Here is a 24,146-nt window from a genome sequence, read left to right on the forward strand (position 1 = left end):
TAATTAATGAAACTATCTCAACCCCAAAAGCTTTTAGATCTTGATACCTTTCTACCTTCAGATGGTGAAGATGATTTTTCAATGTCTTATGCTGAGAACTATCTTACACTCGATATATATTACGATCCGGAGCTTCCTGCGCCTACACGGGTAAAGAAAAGCCTTCGATTTTTCTGGCCTAGCTATTTTGTAAAGACTCCGTTCCCGGGTCATAGCTTTTTTAGTTGCCCTGACGACAGGGATTTATCGTTGCTGAGTTGCTTGGTTGAGTATAAAAGCTCAGAAATCGTGGATATCGCTAATAAAATGTCTAGCTCGGCCAATTTTAGGCACTTTCGGTTGTATCTTCAATCTGAAGGGGCAGCACTTCACATTGTAGCGCAGTCATTCGAAGTTATAGACCAGTCTTGAGAGGAAGCCACTCCGCAGGGACTTCATCGATTAGCCACACTGCGTTTTCGGCCTTATAAAACTTGAAGCCCATTTCATGCATTCGAAGGGCTTCAATTTTCAGGACAACTGGCTTGCCATAGCGAAGCCCTACGGAATGTGCAGTTTCTGGGCTTTCCGACAGGTGCACATGATGACGTACTCCCGGACTGAGTCCTTTCTCATAGATTGATTCCAAGAATCTGGCGGCCGTACCATGGTAGAGGAGTGTGGGCGGTATTATCTGCTTGTGTTGAAGATTTACTGTGCGAGTTGAATGACCTTGCGCGGCTCGGATAAGTTGTCGGCTTTCTGAAATAATAAATCTTTTCTTCTCGCTTTCGTTAACCACCTTTTCCAACAGGTCTCGGTCAATAACGCGATTATCTCTCGAGGCGCACAGGATTAGCGCATCGATATCGGCCCATCCATCTGAATCCAGCTCCAAGCCGATGGCTTCTGGCTCATGCCTTAAGACATAACTTAAAAACTTGCTGGTTTCGTCAAGCAATTTTTTGTCCACACCTATCTCTCATAATGGCCAATACTGAGCGTGAAAGCTAAAGCTTCACCCGAAGAAAATCAATCCTGACCTCTGTCGCATCGTCATTTAGCAACGTTGTAACATTCTTGGGCGGTCAAGTATTCCAATGACACCTTTCTTATGATCTCGGCTACATCGAAAAAATTCTTTATATCGGTCCAGAATTTCCTAGGCCAAGTTGGTATTTTCAGGAGTCTCAGACCAACGATTCATCCCTTCGGCTGATCCGATCGACGCGCCAAGGCCCTAAAGTGCATATTTACAAGCCCGCACCTGCACCGTGAAAAGGGATTCCTATGCTGCACACCCGCGTGATTCCGCCCGCCGAAGGGGCGTACCAGTACCCTCTGTTGATCAAGCGACTGCTGCTGTCCGGCGTGCGCTACGAAAAAACCCGTGAAATCGTTTACCGGGACCATTCGCGCTACTCGTATCAGATGCTCAACGAGCGCATCTGCCGGCTGGCCGGTGCGCTGACGGCGGCGGGCGTGAGGGCGGGTGACACCGTGGCGGTCATGGATTGGGACAGCCATCGTTACCTGGAATGCATGTTCGCCATCCCGATGATTGGCGCGGTGATCCACACGATAAACGTCCGGCTTTCGCCCGAGCAGATCCTGTTCACCATGAACCACGCCGAAGACAAACTCGTGCTGGTCAACAGCGAATTCGTGCCCCTCTACAACGCCATCGCCGGGCAACTGACGACGGTCGAAAAAACACTGTTACTGACCGACACCGATGGCGCTACCGCCGACCTGCCCAATCTTGTCGGCGAATACGAAGCGTTGCTGGCCGCCGCGAGCCCGCACTATCAGTTCGAGGATTTCGACGAGAATTCGGTGGCGACCACGTTCTACACCACCGGCACGACGGGCAATCCCAAGGGCGTGTATTTCACCCATCGGCAACTGGTCCTTCACACCCTGGCCGTCGCGACGATCATGGGCAGTGTCGAAGGCATTCTCGGCGGCGACAAGGTTTACATGCCCATCACGCCGATGTTCCACGTGCATGCGTGGGGGGTGCCGTATGCCGCGACCATGCTCGGCGCGAAACAGGTCTATCCCGGCCGCTACGATCCCGAATTACTCGTGGAGCTCTGGCAAAAAGAAAAGGTCACGTTTTCCCACTGCGTGCCCACCATCATGCAAATGGTCCTCAACGCCAAAGCGGCCCAGAACATGGACTTCACGGGCTGGCACATCATCATCGGCGGCAGCTCGCTGAATCGTTCGCTGTACGAAGCGGCCAAGGCCAAGGGCATTCAGCTGTCTGCGGCCTACGGCATGTCCGAGACCGGGCCGTTGGTGTCCGTTGCGCACCTGAACGACGACCTGATGGCCGCCAGTGAAGACGAACGCATCACGTACCGGATCAAGGCGGGCGCGCCGGGCGTGCTGGTTGAGGCGGCGATTGTCGACGGTGAGGGCAATTTCCTGCCTTCCGACGGAGAGACCCAGGGCGAGCTGGTACTGCGCGCGCCGTGGCTGAGTGAAGGTTATTACCGCGAGCCGGAGAAGGGCGCAGAACTGTGGGCCGGCGGCTGGCTGCACACCGGCGACGTGGCGACGCTGGACAGCATGGGCGGGATCGACATTCGCGACCGCATCAAAGACGTCATCAAGACCGGCGGTGAATGGGTGTCTTCGCTGCAACTGGAGGATCTCTGCAGTCGTCATCCCGGTGTGCGCGAAGTCGCCGTGGTGGGCATCGCCGATCCTCAATGGGGCGAGCGACCGTTTGCGTTGCTGGTGGCTCGCGAGGGGCACGTCCTTGATGCAAAGACCCTGAAGGAACATCTCAAGCCGTTTGTGGAGCAGGGGCACATTAACAAGTGGGCCATTCCAAGCCAGATCGCCCTTGTTACCGAAATTCCCAAGACCAGTGTTGGCAAGCTCGACAAGAAGCAGATCCGCCAGAACATCCTCGAATGGCAAGGCAGTAACAGCGCTTTCCTCTCCACGCTATGACGCTTTTCTTCGCGGCCGCTTTCATCGGTTAATTACCCTGAGAATGTGCCGCGAAGGCTCTAACCCGGCGTCTTCCTTGCCAATTCTCTTTTTTCAGCCATGCTCCCCCTGCATTGTGATCTGCCACTCGGGCATCGGTGTGCCCGAGGCGTTGACGCTGCAAATCACACTTTAGAGGGATCAAGCAGCAGCACCTGCTGGCTATAGTCGGCAGTAGGTTGGTACCGGAGAAAAGCGCATCGATCGTTTCGCAGTTGATTGGCTGCCCGATCGGCGTTGACACCCAGGCACTGCGGCCCGTCCGCCTGAGTCGTTTCTGGAAGCACCCACTGCCATAAAAATAAAAGCACATGGAGTAGCGTCGATGACATCAGCTAACCAGTTCTGGCGCCGGGCTAAATTGCCCCTGGCCGTCAGCCTCGCTTCTACGCTCGCCGGTCCTGCATTCGGCGTCAGTTTCAATATCGGGGAAATCGAAGGCAACTTCGACTCGTCGCTCTCTGTGGGGGCGAGCTGGTCCACCCAGAATGCCAACAAGAACCTGATCGGCTCCAACAACGGCGGTCACGGTCTTTCGCAAACCTCCGACGACGGTCACTTGAACTTCAAAAGCGGCGAAACGTTTTCGAAGATCTTCAAGGGTATTCACGATCTGGAGCTGAAGTACGGCGACACCGGTGTGTTCCTGCGGGGCAAGTACTGGTACGACTTCGAGCTCAAGGACGAAGGCCGCGACTTCAAGGACATCAGCGATTCCGGCCGCAAGGAAGCTGCCAAATCCTCAGGTTTCGAGCTGCTCGATGCATTCGTCTATCACAACTATTCCATTGCCGACGAGCCGGGTTCGGTGCGTCTGGGCAAACAAGTCGTCAGTTGGGGTGAAAGTACCTTCATCCAGGGCGGCATCAACAGCATCAACCCGGTCGACGTGTCCGCGTTCCGTCGCCCTGGCTCGGAAATCAAGGAAGGCCTGATTCCGGTCAACATGTTCTACCTGTCGCAAAGCCTGACCGAAAACCTGTCGGCAGAAGGCTTTTACCAGCTGGAATGGGACCAGACCGTCGTCGACAACTGCGGCACCTTCTTCTCGCAACCGGACGTGATCGCGGACGGTTGCAACAGCAACCTGGCCGTACTGCGTACCCGCAACAGCCTCAATGCGGCCCTGCCTGCCGCGTTGCGTGCCCCTGTTCAAGCAACACTGGCGGCCCGCGGCGTGAGCTTCGGAAATCCTGACGAGGGCGCCGTGGTTGCCCGCGGCCCTGATCGCGATGCCCGCGATAGCGGCCAGTATGGCTTGGCCATGCACTACAACTTCGAGCCGCTGGACACCGAGTTCGGCGCCTATTACATGAATTACCACAGCCGTCTGCCGATCTTCAGCGGCAAGGGCGGGCCGGCAAGCGCCTACAGTGCAGCAGGTCTGGTTGGCGGGCTGGCGAGCAATGGCGTTCCCCGGGGCGTTGCGGCGGCCCTTGCACCGACACTGTTGCCCGTCGTGGTCGCCGGCAACTCCAGCTACTACGTCGAATACCCGGAAGACATTCACCTGTTCGGCCTGAGCTTCTCTACCACCTTGCCCACCGGCACGGCGTGGAGCGGCGAAGTCAGCTATCGCCCGAACGCACCGGTGCAGTTGAACACCACCGACATTCTGTATTCCGGCCTGTCGCCGCTGAACTCGAACGTGTCGCTGCTGCAGGGCGCGCCTGGCCAGGACCAGAAAGGCTATCGCCGCAAGGAAATCAGCCAGGCGCAGACCACCTTCACGCACTTCTTCGACCAGGTGATGGGCGCCGAACGTCTGACCGTAGTAGGTGAGGTGGGCTGGACCCACGTCGGCGGTCTGGAAAGCACATCGAAACTGCGTTATGGCCGCGACCCGAGCTACGGCCCTGGCCCGCTCCCGAATGGTCAATGCCAGACCCTCAACGCCAGCACCCTGGGCACTGCGGCACAGAACAACCTCAGCCGTTACTGTGAAAACGATGGCTTCACCACCGCCGATTCCTGGGGTTATCGCGCGCGCGCCATCTGGGATTACAACAACGTGTTCGCCGGTGTGAACCTGCGGCCGAGCGTGGCCTGGTCCCACGACGTCGACGGCTACTCGCCGGGCCCTGGCGGCAATTTCGAGGAAGGTCGCAAGGCCGTGAGTCTGGGCCTCGACGCCGAGTACCAGAACACCTACACCGCCAACCTTTCCTACACCAACTTCTTCGACGGCAAGTACACCACCGTGGACGACCGCGACTTCGTAGCCCTCAGCTTCGGCATGAACTTCTAAGGACAATAATGAAAATGAAAATCACGAAGGGTCTGTTGCAGGTGGGCGTGTTGGGGCTGTCGTTGTTGGCGACCAGCGTGATGGCTGCGGTGTCCGACGCCGACGCCGCCAAGCTGGGCACCACGCTGACGCCGATGGGCGCGGAAAAAGCCGGCAACGCGGCCAACACCATTCCGGCCTGGAGCCCGATGCCCACCAATGCCGGCGCCGTGGACGACAAAGGTTTCCTGGCCAACCCGTACGCCAACGAAAAACCGCAGTTCACCATCACTGCGCAGAACGTGGATCAGTACAAGGACAAACTTGCCCCGGGCCAGTACGCGATGTTCAAGCGTTACCCGGACACCTTCAAGATGCCGGTTTACCCGTCCCACCGTGGCGCCACTGTGCCCGCTGACGTGTTCGCCGCCATCAAGAAAAACGCCACTAACACCAAACTGGTGGGCGGCGGCAACGGCCTGGAGAATTTCGAAACCGCAGTGCCTTTCCCGATTCCGAAAGACGGCCTGGAGGTGATCTGGAACCACATCACCCGTTATCGCGGCGGCAGCGTCTCGCGTCTGGTTACCCAGGCGACGCCGCAAACCAACGGCTCGTTCAACCCGGTGTATTTCCACGACGAGTTCGTCTTCCGCGACAAGATGAAGGATTTCGATCCGAAGAATCCGGGCAACATCCTGTTCTACTTCAAACAGGAAGTGACGGCGCCGGCGCGTCTCGCAGGTTCAGTGCTGCTGGTGCACGAAACCCTCGATCAGGTCAAAGAGCCGCGTGCGGCATGGGTATATAACGCGGGTCAGCGTCGTGTACGCCGTGCGCCGCAAGTGTCCTATGACGGGCCGGGCACCGCCGCCGACGGCCTGCGCACCTCCGACAACCTCGACATGTTCAACGGCGCGCCGGACCGCTACGACTGGAAGCTGATCGGCAAGCAGGAGATGTACATCGCGTCCGACAGCTACAAGCTCGACGATCCGAAGTTGAAATACGCCGACATCATCAAGGCCGGCCACATCAATCAGGACCTGGCGCGCTATGAACTGCGTCGCGTCTGGCACGTGACCGCCACGCTGAAAGAAGGCCAGCGCCACATCTACGCCAAACGTGACTTCTTCATCGACGAAGACACCTGGCAGGCAGCGGTCATCGATCACTACGACGGTCGTGGTCAACTGTGGCGCGTGGCTGAAGCCCACGCCGAAAACTACTACGACAAACAAGTGCCGTGGTACGCCCTGGAAGCGCTGTACGACCTGCAATCAGGCCGCTACCTGGCGCTGGGCATGAAGAACGAAGAGAAAAAAGCCTATGACTTCGGCTTTACCGCCACCGTCAGCGACTTCCAGCCCAACGCGCTGCGCCAGGAAGGTGTGCGCTAACGGCTGAACGGATAAGCGGAGAGCGTGCAACGTTGATCACAGCTACAGCGCACTGAAGTCCTCCCCTGTTGCACCCTATGGCTGAACCCCATGGCGCAGAAAGGAAACACCCCGAGTGGTCGGGGTGTTTTTTTTCGTCTGGATTCAACGCTGCGGCCGCGCTTCAGGCTCAGCGCGCAGCGCCGATTAAACGTCGGCTGACGAGCAAACATGTACCTCCCCAGACATATAAACCAACATTCGCCCTGTTGATTGGATATGTTTTCTTACAGTCTTTCGTCTAACAATGTCCAAAAGGCTACACATAGCCGCTAGTCTCCCGACATCTGAACGCCGAACAACAAGCACTCCAACAAGAGCCGGCCATGACTGATCTGTCGCGTTTGCAAGGATTCGCAAATCACGCCGTCACTGCGTTGGAAGGCCGTTTCTTCCGTCCGCCACTGCCTGAAGGTTATGTATCGAGACCTCGATTGTGCGAGCGGCTGAGTGCGGGTCTTTCCGGGCGCCTTCTGTTGATCAGCGCGCCGGCCGGTTTCGGAAAAAGCTCACTGGCGGTGGAGTTCTGCGAGAGCTTGCCCGAGCAGTGGCAGAACCTCTGGCTGGGGCTGAGCCACCGGGACAGCGACCCGGGCCGGTTTCTCGAACGTCTTCTCTGCGGTCTCCAGCAGTTCTTTCCTCAACTTGGCGGCCAGGCCCTCGGCCTTCTGAAAATGCGTCAGCGTCACCAGCCGTTCGCCTTCGAAGAGTGGCTGGACGGTTTGCTGGACGAGCTGGCGATGCACCTGATGTTGAGCAAGCCGCTGTTGCTGGTGCTCGACGACTATCACCTGGTGCAGGGCCCCGTGCTGGATCGCTGCCTGCAATTTCTGCTCAATCATCTGCCTGCGGGCATTAACATCATGGTCACCAGCCGCCAGCGGCCAAACTGGCACCTCGCGCGGCTGCGTCTGTCCCGTCAATTGCTGGAATTGTCCGAGCAGGATCTGCGGCTGACTGACGACGAGTCGCTGGCAGTGCTGGATCCACAGCGCAATGGATTGAGCGATGAAGCACTGCACGCCTTGCTGCAACGCAGCGAGGGCTGGGTGGCCGGCTTGCGATTCTGGCTGCTCGCGGCCAACGAAGCGGGCAGTAACGCGCTGACCCAGGGGCTCAACGGCGGGGAAGGGCTGATCCGTGATTACCTGCTCGAAGAGGTCATCGATTGCCTGCCAGCCGACGTTCAGGCCTTTCTCTATGAAACCGCCTGTCTGGAGCGCTTTAGCGGCGCCCTGTGCAATGCCGCGCGCGACAGCCACGACAGCGACGAAATGCTTGGGTACCTGCAAGCACATCAGGTGTTTCTCGTCCCGCTGGATGAGCACGGTCGCTGGTTTCGCTATCACCACTTGTTCTCTGACCTGCTGCGGGCGCGTGCCGGACCCAGCGTCACGCCGCAACAAAGGCGCGTGCATCTGAATGCCTGCCGCTGGTTTAGCGACCAGGGCTTGCTCGACGAAGCCATTGAACAGGCGTTGCGTGCGGGGCATCTGGATGTGGCGGCCAATCTGGTGCAGAACCTGTCCGAAGAACAACTGCTCGCCGAGCAAAACGTCGGCATGCTGCTGCGCTGGAAAATGGACTTGCCTGACAGCCTGTTGGTCAGCACGCCGCGTTTGATCGTGCTGTACGCCTGGGCCCTGGGCCTGGCGTGTCAGCTGGACGCGGCCGAGGAGCTGGGCAATCACCTCAGTCGATTTCTGCCGGCCCCTTCCGCGACCGCGCAAAACTCGATGCTGGCGCAGTGGCTGGCGCTGAGCGGAATCATCGCCCGAGGCCGCGGCGACAGTGAAACGGCCCGGCGTTATTGCAGCGAAGCGTTGGTCAGTCTGCCGCTCAAACGTTATGGCCAGCGTTTGCTGTGCCTGTCGACGCTGGCGAATCTGGCCATCACGGATGGTGATTTATGGCGCGCCCGGGCGCTGAACCGTGATGCACTGGAGCTGGCGCAGCGGGTGGCCAACCCGTTGTTTGAAGCGCTGGCGCACTACGACCGCGCGCGCACGTTGCAGGCCCGTGGCGAGACCCTTCGCTCGATGGAGGAAGTGCGCCAGGGCTTGCGGCGTTTGAATGGCCTGTCTTCACAAAAGCTGTACGCGGTGCGCGCGCGGCTGACGCTGTACGAAGGGTATTTGCTGGTGCAGTTCCTTCAACCGGAGGCAGGGCGCGAACGCTTGAATGCCGGGCTGGCCGAGGCGCGCGCCTGCCGTGACATCAGCGTACTGATCGGCCACTGCGTGATTGCCGGAATGGAAGGACGCGAAGGGCGCTACGCCGAAGCCTTCGCCGAACTGGCCGAGGCCGAGCGGCTGATGCACATCTGGGACGTGCCGCCGGTGTATTACCTGGCAATGATCACCCTCGCCAAATGCGAACTGTGGCTGGCCCAGGGCCGCATCGACCTGGCCGACGCCTGGCTGCTTCGACTGGGGCAGACCTACGGCGGCAACCAACCCGCCGCCGCCCCCGAATGCTCGCCGCAACTGCCTCAGCAGATCGAAACCCTGCGAGCGGTCCTTGACCACATTCAGGGCCGTACCGAAGAGGCGATGGCGCGGCTGCACGGTCTGGTGGCGTATGCCCAGCGGATCGGCGCAGGACTGCTCGGCCTCAATGCGCTGAGTCAGCACATCCTGTTGTTGCTCGACACATCACGCGGGCCTGAGGCCGATGAGCTTTTTCAACAGAGCCTTCTGCTCGCCACGGGTGGTGCCGTTTTACCGTTTCAGCGCCTGATCCGTGGTCATCCCGACTGGCTGCGCGAGCAACTGCACAAACGCCCCTCCTGCCGGCTGGTCGATTACCTGCTTCAGCAACTTCCGGAAGCTGCGTCCGGTCAGGGATTACCTTGCCTGCGCGTCATCAGCGAGCTGCCCGCCTGCAACGGCGGCGACCACCTCAGCGCCCGCGAACTCAGCGTGCTGCAGTTGATCGCGCAAGGTTGCTCCAATCAGGAGATCAGCGAGCGCTTGTTCATTTCCCTGCACACCGTCAAAACCCACGCCAGCCACATCAACGGCAAATTGGGCGTCGAGCGACGGACCCAAGCCGTTGCTCGGGCGCAAGAACTGGGATTACTGGGCTGATTGATCGGCACTTAAATACCGATTTCTTTCAAAGAACACTCATTTTAGGCATTTAATTGCCTTTTCGGCGCTTCAGCCTTAAGGTTTAGGCATTAAATTGCCGAGCAGCATTCCATGCAGCTGACCCTCCAACTTTACCTGTCGGGACGATGGCACGATGCGATGCGTTTCGACATCGAGAAGCCGGAAGCAGGGCAGAGCAGCCCGTGCACCTTTGCTTATGAGCAAGCATTTCTGATCGACCACCTGGAGGCCCTCGAACGTCCGACCACGCCATCCGTTAGCGCTCGAGTCCCACTGGGTTGGGATTTGTTCAGGACGGCTGGACTGCCAGCGTTTTTGCACGACATCGTTCCGGCCGGAGCGGCGCGGCGGTTCTTACTCGCGCGTCTGGCATTGCCGGAGGGTGAGAACACCCCGGCCGATCTGGTGCTCTTGCAGCGCTGTACCCCGGCGCCCGTCGGGCATCTGCGCATCAAGGAATCGTTCGAAGCATTACCCAGGGCCGGCAGCCTCGGTTTTGATCGGAGTGAGGTGGTCGCCCGAGACAGCCGCTTTCTCGAATACGCTTATGAACAAGGCGCCGCAGTGGGGGGCGCGACGGGAGCGGGCGGCGAGGCGCCGAAGCTATTGCTGGCCGAGGACGCGCAGGGGCTCATGCACCCTGATGCAACGCTCGCCGACAGCGAAGTCCGTCAACACTGGTTCGTGAAATTCTCTCGCAACAAAGGCGACGAGACCGATCGCACCATTCTCAGGAGCGAGTTTTGCTATTACCAGGCCCTTGAACGCGTCGGTGAAAACACCGTTCCCTGTGACGGCATGAGCCTTGAAGAGGCCCGCAAGCCCAGCCTGTGGATGAAGCGCTTCGACCGAAGTGTCGATGAGCGTGGCGTGCGCCGCCTGGCTGTCGAGTCGGTGTACTCGCTCGCCAACATCACCCGCCCTGGCGCGTACATGACGCACGTGCAGGCGGTCGCTGCACTGGCCAATGCCTGGTCGGCGAATGCTCAGCAGGGGGACATTCCTCAACTGGTTGCCGAGTACGTACGCCGCGACCTGATCAATCAGATTCTGGGAAACAGCGACAATCATGGGCGCAATACGTCGATCCTGCGGGACGAACAGCGACTCTCGCTGGCGCCGATTTACGACCTGGCGCCCATGGTCATGGACGATGAAGGCGTGACCCGTACCACCAAATGGCCTGATCCCATCGAGCGTGCCGGTGAGGTGGACTGGCGAGAAGCCTGCCGAGCGTTATCCGCCTGGGCCGACCCCGAGGAATTGTTTGAAAGCCTCAAAACTGATGCCAAGCGTCTGCGGGCATTGCCTGATTTGTTGAATGAAATGGGCTTGCCGCAAAAAACCTTCAGTCATCCGCGCATCAGGCTGGGGCGACTGGATACGACGCTCAAGGAATGGGGCCTGCTATGAGCGACGAAATACGCCAGCGCGGCATCATCCTCGACGAGCTTCGGAATCAGTTGCTGGACGGGACCGTTTCAATGGGCGTTGCGGTCAAGCGGCTGCGGACCGAAATCACAGGATTGCGCCAGGAGCAGTTCGCGAGCATGTGCAAAATCTCGCTGCGCACGCTGCGCCAGATCGAGCAGGACGAGGGTAATCCGACGGTGCAGACACTCAATGCGGTGTTCAGACCCTTCGGTATGCAGGTGGGCATTATTCCGTTGCGACGCATGCCGGCGGCGACCAGTCTCTGAGGCTCAATAGCGCCGGTCAGCTCGACAGCAGGTTCAAGCGGCAGGCTGACCGGCCCACATGCTGGCCACGTCCAGAAGGCCCCAGTCTTCCGCCAGTTCGAATTTCAGGATGCCGTCTTGTACCGAAGGGCTGGCGAGGTTGATGACGTGCGGCTCGAAGGGCATCCGGGTCCGGGTGGACAGAAAGACTTTCACTTTCGGGTGCAGCAGGGATTTTTCATCCTGTTCGACCACCACCCCCAGGCGCTCGCTTTTCAGGCGGACCAACGCGCCGACGGGGTAAATGCCGACGGTCTTGACGAAGTGCTGAAACACCTTCGCGTCGAAGTGGCCTTTCCAGGACGCCATCTCGCGAACCGAATGTGCGGCGTCCCAGCCTTTCTTGTAGGGCCGGTCCGAAGTCACCGCGTCATAGACATCGCAAATAGCGCCCATTTTCGCCAGCAGACTGATCTCTTCGTCTTTCAATCCGTCTGGATAACCGCTTCCATCGACCTTTTCGTGATGATGCAGGCACACGTCCATCACCAGTCGTGTCACCCGCTCGCAGCCCTGGAGGATTTCCAGACCGGCCTGCGGATGGTGCTTCATGACTTCGTACTCTTCGTAGGTCAGGCGATCGGGCTTATTGAGAATGGCCGAGTCGATCATCATTTTGCCGACGTCATGCATCAGGCCGGCAACGCCGGCTTCACGCACCTGGTCCTCATCCATATCCATCTGCCGCGCGAGCGCGACCATCAATGCGCACACCGCCACCGAATGCATGTAGGTGTATTCATCGGTTGTCTTCAGACGCGACAAGCTAATGAGCGCGTGGGGATGGCGCATCACGGACGTGGAAATTTCTTCGACCAACAGATCGACGTCTTCGGTGTTCATCGCCCGGCCCATCCGGGCATCGCTGAACATGGTCATCACTAGCGCTTTCGCGCGCCCACAAATCAGACGCGCACGGGCCAGTTCCTGCTCAAGGCTGCAAGGCGCGGTTTCGGCGGGGTCGGGGCACTCGGGGGAAGTCTGTTCGGCTGGCGTGCTGTCGGCAGGGCTTTTGCCAAGACGGGTATCGATCCAGACTTCACGGGTCGACCCCTGAATGTGCCGCAGTACGGCGTCGTCGATAAGTTCGCGTTCGACGTGCGCGGTCCAGAACGGATCATTAATCCGCGGGCGGCAGAACTCGTGGATATACATGCCCAGCGTGAGTTCGGAAACGGGTATTTTTCTTAGCATAGAGTCAGCTCTTGCGCGTCAATACAGCGCTGCCTTGCCTGAAAGTGAATGCGATCTTTGTTGTCTGCTTCATCACTGCGCTTCCCTGTACTTGCGCATAGCCAGTATAGGAAAGTGTTGGGGAAATTAAACTCCCTAAAATGTTGTGGGAATTACCCTGCTGCCTACTAAATACCTATCTTATTCATAAGGTTGCATACGTTATCCGCGTTGTCCGACGCATTTCTCGACGGATAAATACGATGAACAGCATGTTCAAAACGCACATAAATATTTGCTTTTTTTATTCAAGAAATCCTGCCTTTGGCCGTGCGCAGGCGGTTCAGCCCGCGTTAAGGAATTTTTGACGGGGACCGTGCTCTAATCGCCCAAATCGTCGGCCTTTATGTGTGGCCGTAGAAAAGCAAAACAGGAGCTCTCCTTGATGTTGACCTTTCGCCGTTTGATCATTGCTGCCACCGCACTGACAGTGCTTTCCGGCTGCGCGACGCAGAATCCATACGACAATCAGGGACAGGCGCAGAACTCGGGCGGCATGAGCAAGACCGCCAAGTACGGCGGCCTGGGTGCGCTGGCCGGCGCCGTCGCCGGCGCTGCCATCGATCACAACAACCGTGGCAAAGGTGCCCTGATCGGCGCTGCTGTGGCGGGTGCTGCCTCGGCCGGTTACGGTTACTACGCCGACAAGCAGGAGGCCGCTCTGCGCGCCAGCATGGCCAACACCGGCGTTCAGGTTCAACGCGAAGGCGATAACATCAAGCTGGTGATGCCGGGCAACATCACGTTCGCCACCGACTCCTCGGCCATTGCCAGCAGCTTCTACTCGCCGCTGAACAACCTGGCCGGTTCGCTGAAGCAGTACAACCAGAACATGATTGAAATCATCGGCTACACCGACAGCACCGGCAGCCGCCAGCACAACATGGACCTGTCGCAGCAGCGCGCCCAAAGCGTGGCGACTTACCTGACCTCCCAAGGGGTTGATGCCGCCCACCTGTCGGTACGTGGTGCCGGTCCTGATTCGCCGATCGCCAGCAACGCCGACGTCAACGGCCGCGCCCAGAACCGCCGCGTTGAGGTCAACCTCAAGCCGATTCCTGGCCAGCAATACCAACAGCAGCAGTAATAGCGCGACGTGAAACCAAAACCCCCGGCCATTGAGCCGGGGTTTTTGCGTTTGGACCTACGGGCATTTAGCCTGGATAGCGTTCATGCATCTGCGCGAGCAGCGCGTCTTTGTCTTCCCACAGCCGGTTGATCCACTGCTGAAACTCCAGGCGGTAGGCATCGTCCTGATCGTAGCTTTTGCCAATGAACTGCGGCGGGATCTGCACTTCTTCGAAATGCGCGACCACTTCGCGAACGTTCCCGCAGAGCAAGTCCCAATACCCTGGCCGACCGGCCGGGTAATGAATGGTCACGTTGACGATGGACTCCAGTTGCTCGCCCATGGCGTCCAGCACAAAAGCGATGCCGCCTGCCTTGGGTTTCAACAGATAGCGGAACGGTGAGTTCTGCTGTGCATGCTTGGCTTCAGTGAAGCGCGTGCCTTCGACGAAGTTGAAAATGCCCACCGGGTTGTTGCGAAACTTCGCACAGGTGCGGCGGGTGGTGGCCAGGTCCTTGCCTTTCTTTTCCGGGTGCTTGGCCAGATACGCCTTGCTGTAGCGCTTCATGAACGGAAAGCCCAGCGCCCACCAGGCGAGGCCAATCACCGGCACCCAGATCAGCTCCTGCTTGAGGAAGAACTTGAGCGGTCGGATGCGCCGGTTCAGCACGTACTGCAGCACCATGATGTCGACCCAGCTCTGGTGATTGCTCGTCACCAGGTACGAGTGCTGATAGTCCAGGCTTTCCAGCCCGCTCAGGTGCCAGCGGGTGTGACCGAGCAAATCCATCCAGGCGTTGTTGTTGCTGATCCACGCTTCGTGGATATGGCTCATCAGCCAGTCGGTCACCTTTTGCGCGGCCGGGAAGGGCAGGCACAACTTGAAGATGGCAACGACGAACAGCGGCGTGCAGCAGAGAATCGTGTTGAGCGCCAACAGCAACGAGGCGATGACGCCGCGCAAAGGGGCGGGCAGGAAATCCATGTGAATCGAACTCCGGGTCAGTCAGCCGCCGGTGGGTTCCGGCGGGGTTATTGTGGGCAAGCGATATTGCAGCGCAATGTTACTGCGGCAAGGTGGCCGCCTGAATCGCCGTCAGTGCAATGGTATAGACGATGTCGTCGACCTGAGCGCCGCGCGGCAGATCATTGACCGGCTTGCGCAGGCCTTGCAGCATCGGGCCGAGGCTCACGCAGTCCGCACTGCGCTGCACCGCTTTGTAGGTCGTGTTGCCCGTGTTCAGATCCGGGAACACGAACACATTGGCGCGACCTGCCACCGGGCTGTCCGGCGCCAGTTGCCGGGCGACGTGCTCGTTGGCGGCGGCATCGTATTGCAGTGGCCCGTCGATCAACAGACCGCGCTGGGTCTCGCGCGCCAGTTGCGTGGCTTCGCGGACCTTTTCCACTTCCTCGCCACTGGCCGAATTGCCGCTGGAGTAGCTGATCATCGCCACCCGCGGTGACAGGCCAAACGCCACGGCCGAATCCGCGCTCTGCACGGCGATCTCCGCCAGCTCGGTGGCGGTCGGGTGCGGGTTCATGATGCAGTCGCCGTACACCAGCACCTGCTCTGGAAACAGCATGAAAAACACCGATGAAACGAGGGTGCAGCCCGGCGCCGTCTTGATCAGCTGCAGTGCGGGCCGAATGGTATTGGCGGTCGAATGAATGACGCCCGATACCAGCCCGTCCACTTCGTCGAGGGCCAGCATCATGGTGCCGATCACCACCGGATCCTCCAGTTGCTGCTCGGCCATCGGCGCGTTGAGGTTTTTGCTGCGGCGCAGATCAACCATCGGCCCGACATAGCGCTCGCGGATCTGATCCGGATCGAGAATCTCCAGCCCCTGAGGCAGTTCGATGCCATGGGCTCGCGCCACGGCGTTCACTTCCTCGGGCTTGGCCAGCAGCACGCAGCGGGCAATTCCCCGGGCCTGACAAATCGCCGCCGCTTGCACGGTCAACGGCTCGGCGCCTTCGGGTAACACGATGCGTTTGTTTGCCGCCTGGGCGCGCTGGATCAGTTGATAACGAAACACTGCGGGCGACAGGCGCATCTCGCGCGGGGTGCCGCAGCGCTGATGCAGCCAGTTGGCATCCAGATGGCTGGCGACGAAATCGGTGATGATCTCCGCGCGCTCGCGGTCATCGATGGGGATTTCCTTGTTCAACTGATTGAGCTGCGTCGCGGTGTCGTACGAACCGGTGCTCACCGACAGCACCGGCAACCCGGCCTGCAGCGCGCCTCGGCACAGGTCCATGATGCGCGGGTCGGGCAATGTGTCGCTGGTCAGCAACAGGCCGGCCAACGGCACGCCGTTCAGGGTCGCCAGGCTCACGGCCAGAATGATGTCGTCACGATCCCCCGGGGTGACCACCAGCACGCCCGGCTTGAGCAGTTGCAGCGTGTTGAGCACTGTGCGGGCGCAGATGATGATCTTCGACATCCGCCGCTGCTCGTAATCGCCAGCGTTGATCACTTGCGCACCGAGCAGATCGGCGACGTCGCGGGTGCGCGGGGCGTTCAGGTCAGCCTGAAACGGGATGCAGCCGAGCAGGCGGAAATCACCGCTGCGCAACAGCGGCGAGTGTTCCTTGAGCCGCGCCGAGAAGGCTTCCATGCTCTCGTCGGTGCGCACTTTGTTGAGGATCACGCCGAGCACTTTCGGGTCTTTCGGGCCGCCGAACATCTGCGCCTGCAGCTCGACGCGGCCGGAAAGCTCGGTCAGCACTTCGTTCTCCGGGGCCGATACGAGAATGACTTCCGCATCCAGCGCCTTGGCCATGTGCAGGTTGACCCGCGCGGCGTAGCTGGCGCTGCGTGTCGGGACCATGCCTTCCACGATCAGCACGTCGCGGCCAATCGATGCCTCTTGATACAAATTGATGATTTCTTCCAGCAGCTCGTCCAGCTGGCCTTCGCCGAGCATGCGTTCGACGTGGGCCAACCCCAACGGTTTGGGCGGCTTGAGGCCGTGGGTGCGGGCGATCAGCTCAGTCGAGCGTTCCGGGCCCAGATCCCCGGGATGAGGCTGGGCGATCGGCTTGAAAAAACCGACCTTGAGCCCGGCGCGCTCCAGAGTGCGCACCAGCCCCAGGCTGATGGACGTCAGGCCCACACCGAAATCTGTGGGCGCGATAAAGAAAGTCTGCATGCGGGCTTCTCGAAAATGAGCAGTGCAAGGGTCATGGCGCTATGAATTCAGCCATCGGACCGGATAAACCAGGACGCTGTTCAGTCGCAGCGTCTCAACGGGGCCCAAGGTTATCGTTATCTGACCCCGACGCGCACCAGCCGCAGTGAAAGGACTGGCCGATTGTTGCCTGGCGCTGCACCGGATCGAGCACCCAGGCGCGGGATTGCCAGGGCGGGTCGTGGCGCAGATGCTGGGTGTGGCCGCAGGAGAGCATTACCACCCAGTGACCGTCCGGGTCCTGAACGAAGCCGGTAATGATAGAGCGGGGGGAGGGGGCTTTCGGGGATTCCAATCGGGGCCGTCCGTCTGAGTTGCGTTCGCTTTCGCGCGAGTGCTTGGTTAGACTTGGCCGCTCATATCTATTTGCAAAAGGTCTCGCCCCATGCCGATCGCCGCCAATAAGGCTGTCTCCATCGACTATACCCTGACCAATGACGCTGGTGAGGTCATCGACAGTTCTGCCGGCGGCGCGCCGCTGGTTTACCTGCAAGGCGCAGGCAATATCATCCCGGGTCTGGAAAAGGCGCTGGATGGCAAGGAAGTCGGCGACGAACTGAAAGTGGCCATCGAGCCTGAAGATGCGTACGGCGAATACTCCGCCGAGCTGGTCAGCACCCTCAATCGCAGCATGTTCGAAGGCGTAGACGAGCTGGAAGTCGGCATGCAGTTCCACGCTTCGGCGCCGGACGGCCAGATGCAGATCGTGACCATACGCGATCTGGACGGCGACGACGTGACTGTCGACGGTAACCACCCGCTGGCCGGTCAACGATTGAACTTCGAGGTGAAGATCGTTGCCATCCGTGATGCGAGCGAAGAAGAAATGGCCCACGGTCACGTGCACGGCGAAGGTGGTCATCAGCACTGATTGTCCTGCTAAGCTGAGTGAGCTGGCCAGGCGTCCTCGCGGTCTTGTGAAAACGTTTGTTTTTGCGGTCTGACAGGGCGCCTTTTTCGGCCAAGGGTTTCTAGGGGAGTTGTCATGAGTGTATTTCACGAGCTGAAGTTGAAGGCTCTGGATGGCCAGGAGCTGCCCCTCGCCCCGCTCAAGGGCAAAGTGGTTCTGGTGGTCAACGTCGCGTCCAAGTGTGGCCTCACGCCGCAATACGCTGCGCTGGAAACCCTGTATCAGAAGTACAAAGACCAGGGCTTCAGCGTCCTCGGGTTGCCGTGCAATCAGTTCGCCGGTCAGGAACCTGGTACCCAGGGAGAAATTCAGACGTTCTGCTCGCTGAACTATGGCGTGACCTTTCCGCTGGGCGACAAGCTGGAAGTCAACGGACCTCACCGCCATCGGCTTTATCAGATGCTCGCGGGCGAAGGCGCCGAGTTTCCTGGCGACATCACCTGGAACTTCGAGAAGTTTCTTGTTGGTAAGGATGGCCGTGTCCTGGCGCGCTTCTCCCCGAGCACTGCCCCGGATGACGCCAAGGTGGTAAGCGCGATCGAAAAGGCACTCCCTGGTATCGCCCTTCAGCGTCTCTCTTCTGAGCCTTAATCACTCCAGTCAATAGTGCTTCGTATCCCCTGTGCTTCGGCCCATTCTGTATGACCTTCATCATATTTCCAGAATGCCGAGGACGCCCGCATGCCTGTTCAAGCCTTGTTCAAACCCTTCCATATGGGCAGCCTCGAGTTGCCGACGCGCATCGTCATGGCACCGATGACCCGGTCGTTTTCACCCGGCGGCGTACCGAATGCCAACGTCATCGAGTATTACCGTCGTCGCGCGTCCGCGGGCGTGGGCTTGATCATTACCGAAGGCACGACGGTCGGGCATAAGGCTTCGAATGGCTACCCCAACGTGCCGCAGTTCTTCGGCGAAGCGGCGCTGGACGGCTGGCGCAAGGTGGTGGAAGCGGTTCATCAGGCAGGCGGCAAGATTGTGCCGCAACTCTGGCACGTGGGCGCTGTGCGCCGTCTGGGCACTGAGCCGGATGGCACGGTGCCGGCCTATGGGCCGACCGAGAAGCTCAAGGACGGCAACGTTGTCGTTCATGGCATGAGCAAGCAAGACATCGACGAGGTGATCGCGGCGTTCGCCCAGGCGGCGAAGGACGCCAAGGCCATCGGCATGGACGGCGTCGAAATCCATGGCGCCCATGGCTATCTGGTCGATCAGTTTTTCTGGGAAGGCACCAATCAGCGTACCGACGAATACGGCGGCGACCTCGCACACCGCTCACGCTTCGCCATCGAACTGATTCAGGCCGTGCGAGCAGCAGTAGGTCCGGATTACCCGATCATCTTTCGTTACTCGCAGTGGAAGCAGCAGGATTACAGCGCACGGCTGGTGCAAACGGTGGAGGAACTCGGCGCGTTCCTCCAGCCGCTGTCCGACGCGGGCGTCGACATTTTCCACTGTTCAACGCGGCGTTTCTGGGAGCCCGAGTTCGAAGGCTCCGACCTGAACCTGGCCGGTTGGACGCGCAAACTCACCGGTAAACCGACCATCACCGTAGGCAGCGTCGGACTTGACGGCGAGTTTCTGCAGTTCATGGTCAACACCGACAAAGTCGCCCAGCCCGCGAGCCTGGAAAACCTGCTCAAGCGTCTGGGTGACGAGGAGTTCGATCTGGTCGCGGTAGGCCGCGCGTTGCTGGTCGACCCGGACTGGGCGATGAAAGTGAAGGAAGGCCGCGAGCACGACATTTTGCCGTTCAGCCGTGAAGCCTTGGGGCGGTTGGAGTGACGGTCCGGTTCTGGTCTTGATGAGTGACTAGACCCCTATAACAACCCCATCCTGCGTTTCGCTCGCGGCCCGCAGGTAGGTCTCGAATGAGTCGATAATCCCGGCCCATCCCTGGCGACTCGCGTGCTGCCTGGCATTCAGCCTGACCCGGCGCAAGGTTTCGTCGTCTTCCAGCATCCACCTTGCGGCATCAATGAAGCCATCCTCATCCCCGGGCATCGCCACCGCGCCGTTATGGCCGTGGCGGATATGTTGGGCCGCTGCCGCTTCGTCGTACGCGACCACGCCCAAGCCTGATGCCAACGCTTCCAGCACCACGTTGCCGAAGGTTTCCGTCAGGCTCGGAAACAGAAACAAGTCACTCGACGCATAGTGAGCGGCCAGTGCATCCCCGCGCTGGGTGCCGCAGAAGATGGCGTTAGGCAGCTGACGCTGCAGCGTCGGCCGGACCGGTCCATCGCCGACAATCACCAGCCGCAAGTTTTTCTCGGGGTAGGTGCTGACCAGCCCGTCAAAGGTGGTTTTCAGCAGCCCCAGGTTTTTCTCGGCGGCCAGCCGTCCGACATGCAGGACCGCCGTATCGCCCGGTTCGAGGCCCCAACTTTCACGCAGCGCACTCGAACGCTTTGACGGGTGAAACAACTGGCAGTCAACGCCCCGCGACAGCAATTCCAACCGCTCGAAGCCTCGGCGCTCAAGTTCGGTTTTCTGCGTGACGCTGGGCACGAGGGTGGCGTTGGAGCGGTTATGAAACCAGCGCAGGTAAGTCGTCAGCAGGCGAGTGACGAAGCTCAGCCCGTACTGCCGCGTGTAGTGTTGAAAGTTGGTGTGAAACCCGCTGACGATGGCAATCCCCAGTCGCCGCGCCGCACGCAGCGCCGACAACCCCAACGGTCCTTCCGTGGCGATATACAAAACGTCAGGGCGATTGCGCTGCCAGCGGCGCAGCAGTTTGTGCATCGACGACTGCCCCCACTGCAAACCGGGATACCCCGGAATCGGCCAGCCACGGCACAGCATCAAATCCTCGCCAGCCGCGCGCAGCTCGTCCTCGCTTTGCCGTGGCCGAATCACCTCAACCCGATGCCCCCGCAGGCGCAGACCGTCGCATAAACGGCTGAGCGTATTGGCCACGCCGTTTATTTCCGGTGCATACGTTTCGGTGATCAGGGTAATACGCAGGGATTTACTCATGACATCAGTTTCTGAGCGGGTCATTGCGCTTGTGTGGCGGTTGGGTGATGGATTTGTGACTGCTAGGAGTGTTGGTAGGAATGAAGTGGAAATAAGGGAAATAAGGGAAATAAGGGAAATAATGCTAAGCGGTATTTCTAAGATGGATTATTAGTCTGATAGGTAAGTAGGATATTTCCTAGTTGCTCTTTATTACAAGTTTTGCTGTTGACTACGCCCCCTTCCTGAATAACGTCAGGGGATCGAGCTTCTCAAATCTATTGGTGAGTTGTTAATCGATAAACGTTTATCGGAACTCACGCTTGAGTTCGATGTTCGTCCCTTTATTTCAGGAAGTATTTGTATGAAAAACTCTAAACGGTTGAACGGTATTGCTGTTGCTGCGAGCTTTGCATTTGCGGCAGCTGTGTTATCACCTCAGGCTCTTGCTGGAAGTTCCACCTCTACTGTAAAGCTACCAACCCTGCATTCTAAAAATTGCGTATATAAAGCGCATCTGCCAACAGCCGCTGGGCTGCGCATCGGCCAATCAGTCAAAAGTATCAGTTGGAACTGGAATGTGCACGGATGGCCGCGCGGGCTTCAGGTTCAACTTTGTCAAGGACCTAGCAGGTGCATTGACGTTTCCCGGCAACGTGTAGGCTCAACAACTAAGTTCAAGCATTTTCAGCCTTTTTACTACGAGTTTATGTTGTCCGACCCTGGACGTGTGCCAGTGGCCGGTCTTTTGGGAAAGCTCACGATAGATTGGTGAGGTAACAGCTTATACTCGCACTCACCGTAAGTGAGTGCGAGTCATTCTATAGTCCAAGCATGTCTTGGAATTCTTTTGGCATTGAGTCGTGAAACTCAAAAATTTTTTCCAGAATCTGATCAGCAGATGTGCCTTTTTTTATTTCTTGTCGGTACAAGTTTGCACACTGACGTTGCATCTCTTGGCTGATTTTAGCGAAGTAAGCTTCTGTCTTCGGCGTTACCAGTTCTCCGGTTCCGGAATAACGGATATTGGGCCTGTCCGATACGTCTAGCAAAGCGTGAGCTAAATAGTTAAAGGCATACCCATGAGCTATTTTTTTGCCCTCTTCAGGATTAGCCTTCGCTACTTCCAACGATCGTTTGCGCCCCTGCGCGCGTTCTTCGAGTCTAGCTTGCTCGCTAATAGCAGGGGATCTGGGTGCTGCCTCTCGCAGGACCCCCGCGAACGTGCTCGCGGGGGGATTGCTTGGCTTGTTCGAAACCGAATTGCCGCTGTCTACTGAGGTATGCGCGAACACAGAAACAGGGTTTATACGCATGGATGCTCCTTGAGTGGTGGTGCGCCAACCAGAGTAGGTAGGCGTGCGGTTCCTCGCCCGGAGTGGGCATGTCCATGGTTAAACAGGAAGGCTGTGGGAAGTGGGGAATACCGTCGTAGGAATCGTCCTGATTTTCCCGAGGTTGATTAAAAGAGTGTTTCCGCCTTTAGCATGCGTCGCCTCACTTCTGGAGGAAACACTGTGTCCGAGCCATTCAACACGCCACCTGCTGCCGATTTGACGGCTTTTCCTACGAGCGGGCCACCGTTCTATACCGTGTCGCTGGTCAAGCTGACGGTGATGATGTTCATCACGTGCGGGCTGTACGGGCTCTACTGGTTTTACAAAAACTGGTCGCGGTACAAAGCGTATTCTGCGAAACCGATCTGGCCGGTTCTGCGCACGGTTTTCTGTTTTTTCTACATTCCATCGTTGTTCAGCAAAGTAAATGCCGCGCTAAAAGAGGCGGGGCGAGGCGGTATACCTTACTGGGGAGCCTACGCAGCAGGGATCTACCTTCTTGCGTTTACCCCTTCCATTGTCACTGGTTACGCATCGGGCTGGGGTAGCAGTCCATCCGCAGCGTTCGGGCTCATCCCGACCATAGGGGTCTACACCTTTACGGGGCTGGGCCAGTTCTTGATCACCCTGAGGGTGCAATCGTTCATCAACCGTTTGGATGGCAAGTCCGGAGAAAGTCGCAGGATCTGCTTCACGTTTGGGGATGTGGTCTGGGCGGTGACGGGCATCTGTTATTGGGCACTGTTAGTGCAGATCTACGCCTGGCTGAGCTCAGCAAACATGTAATACAAAAAAGGCCTCAATCGAGGCCTTTTCTCTGCATCAGCGAACGCGCTCCGCCAGCGTCTCCGCCCCACGCTCCCTCACCCAGAACAACGTCGCACCGGCCACCGCCGCCGGCATCATCAGGATGTTCACCACCGGAATCAGCAGCACCAGATAAACAATCCCGCCGAAGCTCATGCTCTGCCAACGCTTGGCGCGCAGCCAGGCGAGCATGTCTTGCCAGCTCATTTTGTGGTTGTCGGCGGGGTAGTCGATGTACTGGATAGCCATCATCCAGACGCCGAACATCAGCCACAGCGGCGCGGCGACGAGGTTCACCACGGGGATCCATGAAAGGATGAACAGGCCAATGGCACGGGGCAGGAAGTAGCCCAGTTTGCGCATTTCCCGGCTCAGGGTGCGCGGGACCATTTCCAGCAGCTCGCCCCAGCTGAACGTGGGAAAATCATCCGTCCCGCGCAGCACCACTTCGACTTTCTCTGAAAGAAAGCCATTGAACGGGGCGGCGATGATGTTGGCGATCATGGTGAAGGTGAAGAACACCATCAGCGCAACAAGCACCACGAACAGCGGCCACAGGATGTAGTTGAGAAAGCTGAGCCAGCCGGGGAGGGTCGGCATGAAGGAGTCGACCCAGAGCCTGAATTCGTGGCCGGCGAAGTAGATCATGGCGCTGAACAACACCAGATTGATCGCCAGCGGCAACAGGACGAATAGGCGCAGGCCAGGGCTCAGGATCAGTTTCAGGCCTTCGCGCAGGTATTGCGGGCCAGACAGGGCGGGTGCAGGCATGTGTGCCTCCAGGCAGTGATATCGCGCCGACCTTACCGGCTTTGCGACGGGGGCGGAAGCGCAGCGGCAGGGGCGACACTCGCTGAAACAATCGTGCAGCGGTAAAGTCTATGCAGGACTGCAATGTCCAAAGCACAGGGCGCACATAGGGCGGGCCTATGAGCTGGATTGTGAAACGATATTTCCTTAATCTTCTCCGCCCCGATAAGCTTGCGGCCAACTTTCACCGTTGCTGTGCCCCGAGTGGCAGCTTCATGTTCTCAGGATCGGCGGGCGCCTCCCGTGCGGCGCAGGCCTCGTCAGTCCCAATCCTCTCAACCGGTACGCCGGTTCAGATCCAGTGACTCCGACCACGCGTAAC

21 protein-coding genes are annotated in these 24,146 nt (G+C 58.8%); 13 read left to right on the forward strand and 8 right to left on the reverse strand.

Annotated features, from left to right (window positions below):
* Positions 1–6: 6 nt before the first annotated feature.
* Positions 7–411, forward strand: a complete 405-nt coding sequence (locus OKW98_RS05840) for a hypothetical protein (protein ID WP_146175908.1) — start codon at positions 7–9, stop codon at positions 409–411.
* Here the strand turns inward: OKW98_RS05840 and OKW98_RS05845 are convergent.
* Positions 395–952: an RNA 2'-phosphotransferase gene (locus OKW98_RS05845; protein WP_108120638.1), complete on the reverse strand. Its 558-nt coding sequence runs from the start codon at positions 950–952 to the stop codon at positions 395–397. The two genes, OKW98_RS05840 and OKW98_RS05845, sit on opposite strands and share 17 nt — an antisense overlap.
* Positions 953–1,269: 317 nt before the next feature.
* Between OKW98_RS05845 and OKW98_RS05850 the strand changes: the two genes are divergently transcribed.
* From OKW98_RS05850 to OKW98_RS05875, 6 genes are all read left to right on the forward strand, one after another.
* Entirely contained in the window at positions 1,270–2,946 is a 1,677-nt protein-coding gene (locus OKW98_RS05850; protein ID WP_265388329.1) for a fatty acid--CoA ligase, read from the forward strand.
* Positions 2,947–3,310: 364 nt separating this feature from the next.
* Positions 3,311–5,233 (forward strand): DUF1302 domain-containing protein, encoded by a 1,923-nt coding sequence (locus OKW98_RS05855; RefSeq protein ID WP_265388330.1) that lies wholly within the window; start codon positions 3,311–3,313, stop codon positions 5,231–5,233.
* 14 nt (positions 5,234–5,247) lie between these two features.
* Entirely contained in the window at positions 5,248–6,612 is a 1,365-nt protein-coding gene (locus OKW98_RS05860; RefSeq protein WP_265388331.1) for a DUF1329 domain-containing protein, read from the forward strand.
* Between the two features lie 365 nt (positions 6,613–6,977).
* Entirely contained in the window at positions 6,978–9,740 is a 2,763-nt protein-coding gene (locus OKW98_RS05865; protein ID WP_265388332.1) for a LuxR C-terminal-related transcriptional regulator, read from the forward strand.
* Positions 9,741–9,854: 114 nt separating this feature from the next.
* Entirely contained in the window at positions 9,855–11,177 is a 1,323-nt protein-coding gene (locus OKW98_RS05870; RefSeq protein WP_265388333.1) for a type II toxin-antitoxin system HipA family toxin, read from the forward strand.
* Positions 11,174–11,464, forward strand: a complete 291-nt coding sequence (locus OKW98_RS05875) for a helix-turn-helix transcriptional regulator (protein ID WP_265388334.1) — start codon at positions 11,174–11,176, stop codon at positions 11,462–11,464. The genes OKW98_RS05870 and OKW98_RS05875 overlap by 4 nt, the downstream gene beginning before the upstream one ends.
* A 33-nt stretch (positions 11,465–11,497) precedes the next feature.
* Here the strand turns inward: OKW98_RS05875 and OKW98_RS05880 are convergent, their stop codons facing one another.
* A complete protein-coding gene (locus OKW98_RS05880) occupies positions 11,498–12,697 on the reverse strand; it encodes an HD-GYP domain-containing protein (RefSeq protein WP_265388335.1) in 1,200 nt (399 codons plus the stop codon).
* Between the two features lie 424 nt (positions 12,698–13,121).
* Between OKW98_RS05880 and OKW98_RS05885 the strand changes: the two genes are divergently transcribed.
* A complete protein-coding gene (locus tag OKW98_RS05885; RefSeq protein ID WP_265388336.1) occupies positions 13,122–13,823 on the forward strand; it encodes an OmpA family protein in 702 nt (233 codons plus the stop codon).
* Between the two features lie 67 nt (positions 13,824–13,890).
* Here OKW98_RS05885 and OKW98_RS05890 read toward each other — a convergent pair whose 3' ends face one another.
* From OKW98_RS05890 to OKW98_RS05900, 3 genes are all read right to left on the reverse strand, one after another.
* Positions 13,891–14,790, reverse strand: coding sequence for an acyltransferase (locus tag OKW98_RS05890; RefSeq protein ID WP_122536158.1), 900 nt, complete (start codon positions 14,788–14,790; stop codon positions 13,891–13,893).
* Positions 14,791–14,869: 79 nt separating this feature from the next.
* A complete protein-coding gene (gene pta / locus OKW98_RS05895; protein WP_265388337.1) occupies positions 14,870–16,963 on the reverse strand; it encodes a phosphate acetyltransferase in 2,094 nt (697 codons plus the stop codon).
* Positions 16,964–17,057: 94 nt separating this feature from the next.
* Positions 17,058–17,405 (reverse strand): DUF3565 domain-containing protein, encoded by a 348-nt coding sequence (locus OKW98_RS05900; RefSeq protein ID WP_322114179.1) that lies wholly within the window; start codon positions 17,403–17,405, stop codon positions 17,058–17,060.
* Between OKW98_RS05900 and OKW98_RS05905 the strand changes: the two genes are divergently transcribed.
* From OKW98_RS05905 to OKW98_RS05915, 3 genes are all read left to right on the forward strand, one after another.
* Positions 17,388–17,873, forward strand: coding sequence for an FKBP-type peptidyl-prolyl cis-trans isomerase (locus OKW98_RS05905; RefSeq protein ID WP_265388338.1), 486 nt, complete (start codon positions 17,388–17,390; stop codon positions 17,871–17,873). The two genes, OKW98_RS05900 and OKW98_RS05905, sit on opposite strands and share 18 nt — an antisense overlap.
* 114 nt (positions 17,874–17,987) lie before the next feature.
* Positions 17,988–18,503 carry a glutathione peroxidase gene (locus tag OKW98_RS05910; RefSeq protein ID WP_265388339.1) on the forward strand — a complete coding sequence of 172 codons (516 nt, stop codon included), beginning with the start codon at positions 17,988–17,990 and terminating at the stop codon, positions 18,501–18,503.
* 90 nt (positions 18,504–18,593) lie between these two features.
* The gene (locus OKW98_RS05915; protein WP_265388340.1) at positions 18,594–19,697 is read left to right on the forward strand and encodes an NADH:flavin oxidoreductase; all 1,104 of its coding nucleotides are present in this window, start codon (positions 18,594–18,596) and stop codon (positions 19,695–19,697) included.
* A 27-nt stretch (positions 19,698–19,724) separates the two neighbouring features.
* Here the strand turns inward: OKW98_RS05915 and OKW98_RS05920 are convergent, their stop codons facing one another.
* On the reverse strand, positions 19,725–20,891 hold the full coding sequence (locus OKW98_RS05920) for a glycosyltransferase family 4 protein (protein WP_265388341.1): 1,167 nt from the start codon (positions 20,889–20,891) through the stop codon (positions 19,725–19,727).
* A 343-nt stretch (positions 20,892–21,234) separates the two neighbouring features.
* Between OKW98_RS05920 and OKW98_RS05925 the strand changes: the two genes are divergently transcribed.
* A complete protein-coding gene (locus OKW98_RS05925; protein WP_265388342.1) occupies positions 21,235–21,645 on the forward strand; it encodes a flagellar protein FlhE in 411 nt (136 codons plus the stop codon).
* Positions 21,646–21,691: 46 nt separating this feature from the next.
* Here the strand turns inward: OKW98_RS05925 and OKW98_RS05930 are convergent, their stop codons facing one another.
* On the reverse strand, positions 21,692–22,186 hold the full coding sequence (locus tag OKW98_RS05930; RefSeq protein WP_265388343.1) for a hypothetical protein: 495 nt from the start codon (positions 22,184–22,186) through the stop codon (positions 21,692–21,694).
* A gap of 201 nt (positions 22,187–22,387) precedes the next feature.
* Here OKW98_RS05930 and OKW98_RS05935 point away from each other — a divergent pair, with 201 nt between their 5' ends.
* Positions 22,388–22,993, forward strand: a complete 606-nt coding sequence (locus OKW98_RS05935) for a hypothetical protein (RefSeq protein WP_265388344.1) — start codon at positions 22,388–22,390, stop codon at positions 22,991–22,993.
* A 36-nt stretch (positions 22,994–23,029) separates the two neighbouring features.
* Here OKW98_RS05935 and cysZ read toward each other — a convergent pair whose 3' ends face one another.
* Complete coding sequence (gene cysZ / locus OKW98_RS05940; protein ID WP_265388345.1) at positions 23,030–23,785, reverse strand: sulfate transporter CysZ; 756 nt, start codon at positions 23,783–23,785, stop codon at positions 23,030–23,032.
* Positions 23,786–24,146 lie beyond the last annotated feature (361 nt).

This window comes from Pseudomonas sp. KU26590, assembly GCF_026153515.1.
Lineage (GTDB): Bacteria > Pseudomonadota > Gammaproteobacteria > Pseudomonadales > Pseudomonadaceae > Aquipseudomonas.